General features: G+C 60.4%; 8 protein-coding genes and 4 pseudogenes. 5 read left to right on the top strand and 7 right to left on the bottom strand.

Features of this window, described 5'->3' with window-relative positions:
• Positions 1-54 precede the first annotated feature (54 nt).
• The 3 genes and pseudogenes from MJ956_RS18255 to MJ956_RS18245 form a co-directional block, all read right to left on the bottom strand.
• Positions 55-876, bottom strand: a complete 822-nt coding sequence (locus MJ956_RS18255; protein ID WP_253965852.1) for a recombinase family protein — start codon at positions 874-876, stop codon at positions 55-57.
• Between the two features lie 66 nt (positions 877-942).
• Positions 943-1,362, bottom strand: a pseudogene (locus MJ956_RS18250) (recombinase family protein); the annotation flags it as partial.
• Positions 1,346-1,525, bottom strand: coding sequence for a hypothetical protein (locus MJ956_RS18245; protein ID WP_253965850.1), 180 nt, complete (start codon positions 1,523-1,525; stop codon positions 1,346-1,348). The pseudogene MJ956_RS18250 and the gene MJ956_RS18245, both read right to left, overlap by 17 nt.
• 309 nt (positions 1,526-1,834) lie before the next feature.
• Here MJ956_RS18245 and MJ956_RS18240 point away from each other — a divergent pair.
• Together MJ956_RS18240 and MJ956_RS18235 are read left to right on the top strand one after the other, a co-directional pair.
• Positions 1,835-2,245, top strand: a pseudogene (locus MJ956_RS18240) (ATP-binding protein); the annotation flags it as partial.
• Positions 2,246-2,495: 250 nt separating this feature from the next.
• Complete coding sequence (locus MJ956_RS18235; protein WP_253965849.1) at positions 2,496-2,879, top strand: hypothetical protein; 384 nt, start codon at positions 2,496-2,498, stop codon at positions 2,877-2,879.
• 165 nt (positions 2,880-3,044) lie between these two features.
• Here the strand turns inward: MJ956_RS18235 and MJ956_RS18230 are convergent.
• Positions 3,045-3,230 (bottom strand): annotated as a pseudogene (locus tag MJ956_RS18230) (IS256 family transposase); the annotation flags it as partial.
• Between MJ956_RS18230 and MJ956_RS18225 the strand changes: the two are divergent.
• Positions 3,216-3,395: pseudogene (locus MJ956_RS18225) on the top strand (ISL3 family transposase); the annotation flags it as partial. The pseudogenes MJ956_RS18230 and MJ956_RS18225 sit on opposite strands and share 15 nt — an antisense overlap.
• 136 nt (positions 3,396-3,531) lie before the next feature.
• Here MJ956_RS18225 and MJ956_RS18220 read toward each other — a convergent pair.
• The gene (locus MJ956_RS18220; RefSeq protein WP_253965848.1) at positions 3,532-4,233 is read right to left on the bottom strand and encodes a hypothetical protein; all 702 of its coding nucleotides are present in this window, start codon (positions 4,231-4,233) and stop codon (positions 3,532-3,534) included.
• A 148-nt stretch (positions 4,234-4,381) separates the two neighbouring features.
• Between MJ956_RS18220 and MJ956_RS18215 the strand changes: the two genes are divergently transcribed.
• Positions 4,382-4,663: a helix-turn-helix transcriptional regulator gene (locus tag MJ956_RS18215; RefSeq protein WP_253965851.1), complete on the top strand. Its 282-nt coding sequence runs from the start codon at positions 4,382-4,384 to the stop codon at positions 4,661-4,663.
• 166 nt (positions 4,664-4,829) lie between these two features.
• Here the strand turns inward: MJ956_RS18215 and MJ956_RS18210 are convergent, their stop codons facing one another.
• Together MJ956_RS18210 and MJ956_RS18205 are read right to left on the bottom strand one after the other, a co-directional pair.
• Positions 4,830-5,096 carry a conjugal transfer protein TraD gene (locus MJ956_RS18210; protein WP_253965847.1) on the bottom strand — a complete coding sequence of 89 codons (267 nt, stop codon included), beginning with the start codon at positions 5,094-5,096 and terminating at the stop codon, positions 4,830-4,832.
• A gap of 1 nt (position 5,097) precedes the next feature.
• Positions 5,098-5,424: a conjugal transfer protein TraD gene (locus tag MJ956_RS18205; RefSeq protein ID WP_253965846.1), complete on the bottom strand. Its 327-nt coding sequence runs from the start codon at positions 5,422-5,424 to the stop codon at positions 5,098-5,100.
• Positions 5,425-5,595: 171 nt separating this feature from the next.
• Here MJ956_RS18205 and MJ956_RS18200 point away from each other — a divergent pair.
• Positions 5,596-5,827, top strand: a 232-nt coding sequence (locus MJ956_RS18200) for a MobA/MobL family protein (RefSeq protein WP_253965845.1), incomplete at its 3' end; no start/stop codon positions are given.

Raw genomic sequence — 5,827 nt, 5'->3', positions numbered from 1 at the left:
AACGCCTGAAAGGCGCAAACCAATAGGGGGTCAGTTCCTCATGTCGCCGAGGGGTCAGTTCCGAATGTCGCTGGACAGCATGCGCCGGGCTTCGTAACGAGCCTGTTCCAGCGAAAGTTCGATCTGCCGCCGTTTGGCGTCGACCTCGATCGCGCGTGTCGAAATTGCATGCAGTGCGGCTTCAACGCCAAGCGGCTGTAACAGCCTGACGACTTCAGCTCCGACCGTTTGATCGACACGCAGGGAGCCGAAAGAAATGCAAGGCGCGGTCCCGTGATTGATCATCGCGCCACGACAATGATAGCGCCCAATGTTGCCGTCGCTTCCGCTGTAGGCGACATGAAGCTTGCGTCCGCAATGGCCGCAACGAAGCAGTCCGGCGAGGATCAGTTCGCCCTTGCGCAGGGCGCCCCGCGCCTTTGTGCCCATGCAACTGGCGTTGTCCGCGATCAGGCGTTGGTTCCTTTCGAACTCTGCCCAGGAAAGGTAGCCGCCATGATGATCGAGGATCAAGACATCCCAATCGGCACGCTCCTTGCGGAATCCTCTAACGATCCGCTTGCGGCCGTTCTCGATGGTCGTGCGGCTCCCGGTCCGTCCGAATGCATAAGCACCGGCGTAAATCGGGTTCGCCAGGATGTGGTGGATTGTATTGTAGACGGGAAGCTTCCAGACGAGCGAACGTTCTTCCCCCTGATTGTAGGTCACGCTGGGCAGCATGATCCGCTCTAAACGCAATGACAGATGCACTTGCCGGATGCTCTGCATCTCGGCGAAGCGGGCAAACACGAGAGTGATCGCTTCACGAACGCGCAGGTCAGGGTCTTGTTCGATCCGATCGCGACCGGCCCGGATATAACCGACCGCCACGGTCATGAAGAGTTCGCCGCGCCGCGCTTTCTGCCTGAGCGCCTCGAACGACCGGGCTCGCAGGATCGAGAGTTCGAGTTCGCTCATCGTTCCCTTCATGCCCAACAGAAGTCGATCGTTGGGATGGCGAGGTTCGTAGGTTCCGTCTTCGTCCACGATCAGGGTGCCAACAAGCCCGCAGAACTCGATCAAGGTGTGCCAGTCGCGACCGTTGCGAGCCAGACGCGAAGCCTCAATGGCGAAGACGGCGCCGACGCGCCCTTCGCAGATAGCCGCCAGGAGCCGCTCGAAGCCGGGCCTGCTGACGCCGGATCCAGATCTGCCGAGATCGTCATCGATGACCGTCACGTTCTTCCATCCGAGGGCTCGCGCTCGATCGGCAAGGCCATATTGGCGGCGCCGACTCTCATGGTTGTTGGCAAGCTGGTCGGCCGTCGATTGACGCACGTAAACGTAGGCGCTGCGGGCCAGGTGCTCAGACGTGATCTTCATCACCGTCCTCCGCCGCATTCGCCGCTGCCTTTACGGTCGTCTCCGTCAGAAGCAGACTGACCAGTGCAAGCAGGTTCTCTTGCTCGGGAACATTCGGCGCTGGCGATCGATCTTCGCTTGCGAACAGATCCGCCTGGGGCTGGATAATGCGCGGACGCGGCATGTGGGCCTCCCTCGCGGCGAGGATCGCCGCGAGGAGAAGTTAGACAGCCATCCAGCTCGAGGCGAAGCAGCCGTAACGAGGCCAACGTCAGTCTCGGCACATCACGAAGTTCGACGGATGCGGCGACCTCCTGCAGCATCCAGCCCGGAATTTGGGCCAACGTTCCGTCCGGTTGGCGAATGGTTAGATGAACAATGCCGCCATGCATCTTTCTCGCCGTGACCACGACAGTTTTGCCGAAAAGCGGATGATGACGATAGTGAACTCGCCCCTCGTTCCCTTGGTGACGGGCATTATGAACTTGTCTCGACAGGCACCGGAAAGACGCATCTGGTGATCGCCGTGGCCGCCGCCGTGGTCCGCTCCCACGCCCGGGGGCGGTTCTACAATCTGGTCGATCTGGTCAATCAACTCGAGCAGGAGAAGGCCGCTGGCAAAGGAGGCCGGCTGGCCGAGAAGCTGTTGCGCTACGACCTCGTCGTGATCGACGAACTCGGCTATCTGCCGTTCAGCCAGGCTGGCGGCCAACTGCTCTTCCATCTGATCAGCAAGCTGTACGAGCACACCTCGCTGCTGATCACGACCAACCTTGCCTTCGCCGATTGGCCGCAGGTCTTCGGCGACGCCAAGATGACCACCGCCATGCTCGACCGGCTGACCCATCACTGCGACATCGTCGAAACCGGCAACACGAGCTGGCGATTCAAAAACCGGAGTTGATCCGCACCGGTCGTTCACGTTCCAATCAACGACATGCAAAGGGGCCCGATCGGGCCCCTTTGCATGTCGGCGCCAACGTCACCTGAGGGGCCAATATTGGACGCGAAAAGGGGGTCACGGTTCGACGCGATTTGACAGTCCGATCATCAAGACGCTCGCCTATCTCCTCCTGTCGACAGTACGCGACTTCCACCCTGACCTGATCCGCGAGATTTTCAGAATTGCGCTGCGAACCGACAGCGATGAGCCGATGCCCGATCCCGCGGTCGAATTTTTCGTCATGCCGATCCTCGACAGCTTGCGGACTGATCTGCAGCTGGTCTGCAGTAGCGATTGCGGGCGATTTTCAAGACGCGACAGTTTCAAATATTGGGAAGGCCGTGACCCGTTCGAGAGCTACTGGTCGCGGTTCGGAACACGCGGCATCGCACCCACATCCGACGACGCCAGCTATCATCGCCTCGAGCGTACGAGCGAACCGTGTCGGGTCGGCTTCGATCTGAGCGATGGCGCCGGATGCCCGCTTTATCAGGTGCAGGCGGAGATGGAGTCGCTGGACGCATTCCTAAGCACTGTTGCGCACGTCGTCAGATGCAGAGCGTCCAAGCGCCGCACGATGCGCGCGGACCAATAGCCCACGATCAACTAAATGGCTTAGCGCCGGCATCGAAACCCAACTATATTGACGGGTCCAGGATGTCGGTCATCGTATGTCGGATATTCAGTGTCGGGGAGCCAAAAGCTGCCGGTTGGCAATCGGCCCAATAGAGCTGTGGTTGGATTTGGGTGACGCGGGCGATCAGGCGGCGCGTTGATTGGCGTCGGGGATGAGCGCAACGCCGTCTGTGAATGTGACGCCTGCGATGACCATCAGCCAGCGGTTTTCGCCCTTCAGCCTTCGCCAGGTTCTGGCGGCCGCGATGACGAGCTTGAAGACCATCAGCCAGGCGGACTTGTGCGAGAGGGCACCCTTGGTTCGAACGCTCGCGGCATTCAGAAGGACGTATCCGCCGTCCGGGGCGCAATCACCGAGCCGTGGTCCAACAGCCAGACAGAAGGTCAGGTGAATAAGCTCAAGCTCATGAAACGACAGATGTATGGACGAGCGAAGATTGATCTCCTCGACGCTCGGCTCCTCGGCGCCGCCTGATCGTCATCGAATATGCGTCAGACCCCCCTTTTGCACGCCGATCAGGGGTCCCGGTTCAATGCCGTTTGACACTCCATGCGGTGATCTTCTCGCGGGTCTCTGCCAACATACGCTTTGGCAGCATGTGAGTTCATTCTCAACGGTCGCTCCTACCTGACAACAACGCAATGCGATCGGAGCCGGGCACAAATCGATCGGCCTGAGCTTTTTGGGCGATGCGCACGAGGTCGACAAGCGCCGAACGGAGAAAGGGCCAGGGAAACTCTGGACATTCAGCAGAGCTTTCTCCCTCGCGTAAGATGGCATCGAGCTTGCCCGCGACGCCGGCAAGTGATGTGGCAGATGCACTCATCAGCGCATCGACCAGCTGTTGTTCGCGGAAGGCTGCGGCCTCTTCGGTCTCTTTGGCGACGGAGTATCCCAACTCGCCATCCGCGGCATCCCAGCAGGCCTGGTGTGCCGTGAGCTTAACTTCCGCGATTGCCCGCGTCGCTGCCATCGCCGGATCGTCGCCGAAGGTCTCTTCGATCTGATCACGGGTATGCACGAAGATCGACCTGCCCTCGTCAGGCAGATCGACCTCTGCACGAGGAAACCCAATCGTTTCGACCAATCGGGTCTCCAGCTTCTGCTGCTTGCAGCAAGCCTCATAAGTGCGAAGGTGAGCGTCGTTCCATTCGTGCCAGAGCTGCAATGCGACATCCGGATCGCCGCTATTTGCTGCTGGCGATCTCCTCAATGGGTTGGTCGTCCATGCCGCTGCCATCAATGTGGTGCCGGCTAGCAGCATGCGACGGGTGACGGTAGACAGACTCGTGCTAATCTCAGAATCAGCCATGATCCGAGCTCCTAACAGCTTGGGTTGTGGTCAGGCTGGCTAGGATGTTTCCGCATCCTGGCCAGCCGCTCTGCATGCCGCGCCAGACATGAGGTAAGGCTGAGGCATCAGATTTTTGATAGAAAAAATATCAATTCGATCGGTGTGGATGTCAATAGAAATTCTATCAAATCCTTATCCAACCGTCACAACCCGACAGGTGAAGGCTGCCAGGGCGTTGCTCGGGTGGTCCCAAGGAGACTTGGCGGCGCGTTCCGCCGTTTCAGAACCAACGATCGCGCGCCTTGAGGCTCAGGATGGGCCACTGGGCGGCCGCCCTGAGACAGCGGCAAAGATCGTGCATGCTCTGGTTCATGCGGGCATCGAGTTCATCTCCGATAACGGCGGCGGGCCTGGCGTTCGGCTGACGCGGCCCATTGACGGCGAGTGATCATTTGATCGGAACGGGTTAATCTGCCCCGTTGCGGCCCATCAGGATTGCCGGGACGCCCTCTATCTAGCTGGACCATGACTGCGCCATGATCGCTCTGAGCCGGCGGAATCTAAGCGACATTCACCAAGCGGGTGGCGTGGGTTTCCGCACAGCCCGCCATCGGTCATGCCCGATCATCCTGCTCTCGCGAGACGATGCGCGTTCTTCCTTTGCGCTCCGTCGCGAACGCCTCTTTTCCCTTTTCGGCCCAGAGCGTTCGCGCTCGTTGTCCATCGTCGCTCTTGAGCTTTTCGGCGACCCAGATCATCGCGCCGTAGGTCATGGCGCGATCATCGCCGGTCAGGTCCACAATGCCGGACTTGACGACGAGGCCGCCGAGTTCAATCAGATGCCGCGTGCGTTTGCGGCGTTCGACCTGCCAGGTGCGCATGTCATGCCGCGCCCGCGCCGCCTGATGCCGGTTGCGCGCTGCCCGATTGCGCCGGAGCGCCGCCAATGTCGCGGTCAGATGCTTTTGCAGATTGCCGCGATTTGCTGCGAAAGAACGCGGCCCCACGCTTGGCCCAGGACTCCTTCCTTCCGGCATCGGTTGTTTCGCCCAGCACGATCAGCGCGCCCGCCAGTTCCTCGGGGCTGAACGCATCGGCGCCGGTGGCGATCACCAGTTCACCAAGCTGCTGCACCTTGCGGGTCTTCAGGTCTTTGGCCTTGTCTTCGAGAGCTTTCAGTTCCGCGTCATAGTCCCGTGGCTTGCGCATGGCATCCTCCATAAGCTGTCGATGCAGCGATGTTAGTTGAGCGCCTGCCGCAATGCTGTAAGGTTGTCGGGACGGTCTGGCACGCGCCGGTCCAACCCGAGATTTTTTCGAGGGAGGGCGCGCTTATACGTCGTTCCGACGTGCGCTTGACCGTGCCAATGCTTGATCGCGATGGCGATCTATCATCTTCACGTCAAGGTCATTGGCCGCAAGGCCGGGAGCAGCGCGGTGGCCTCCGCCGCCTACCGTTCCGCCTCGCGGATGCGCGACGAGCGGATTGACCGCGTTCAGGACTTTTCCGCCAAGCGCGGCGTCGTCCATTCGAAGGTGCTGCTGCCGGACAATGCGCCTGAGGCATGGAGCGACCGCGAACGACTGTGGAACGACGTCGAAGCCTTCGAGG

This window comes from Aurantimonas marianensis (genome assembly GCF_024195285.1).
In the GTDB taxonomy this organism is placed as follows: Bacteria; Pseudomonadota; Alphaproteobacteria; order Rhizobiales; family Rhizobiaceae; genus Aurantimonas; species Aurantimonas marianensis.
This window is presented reverse-complemented; position numbering and strand designations above follow the sequence as displayed.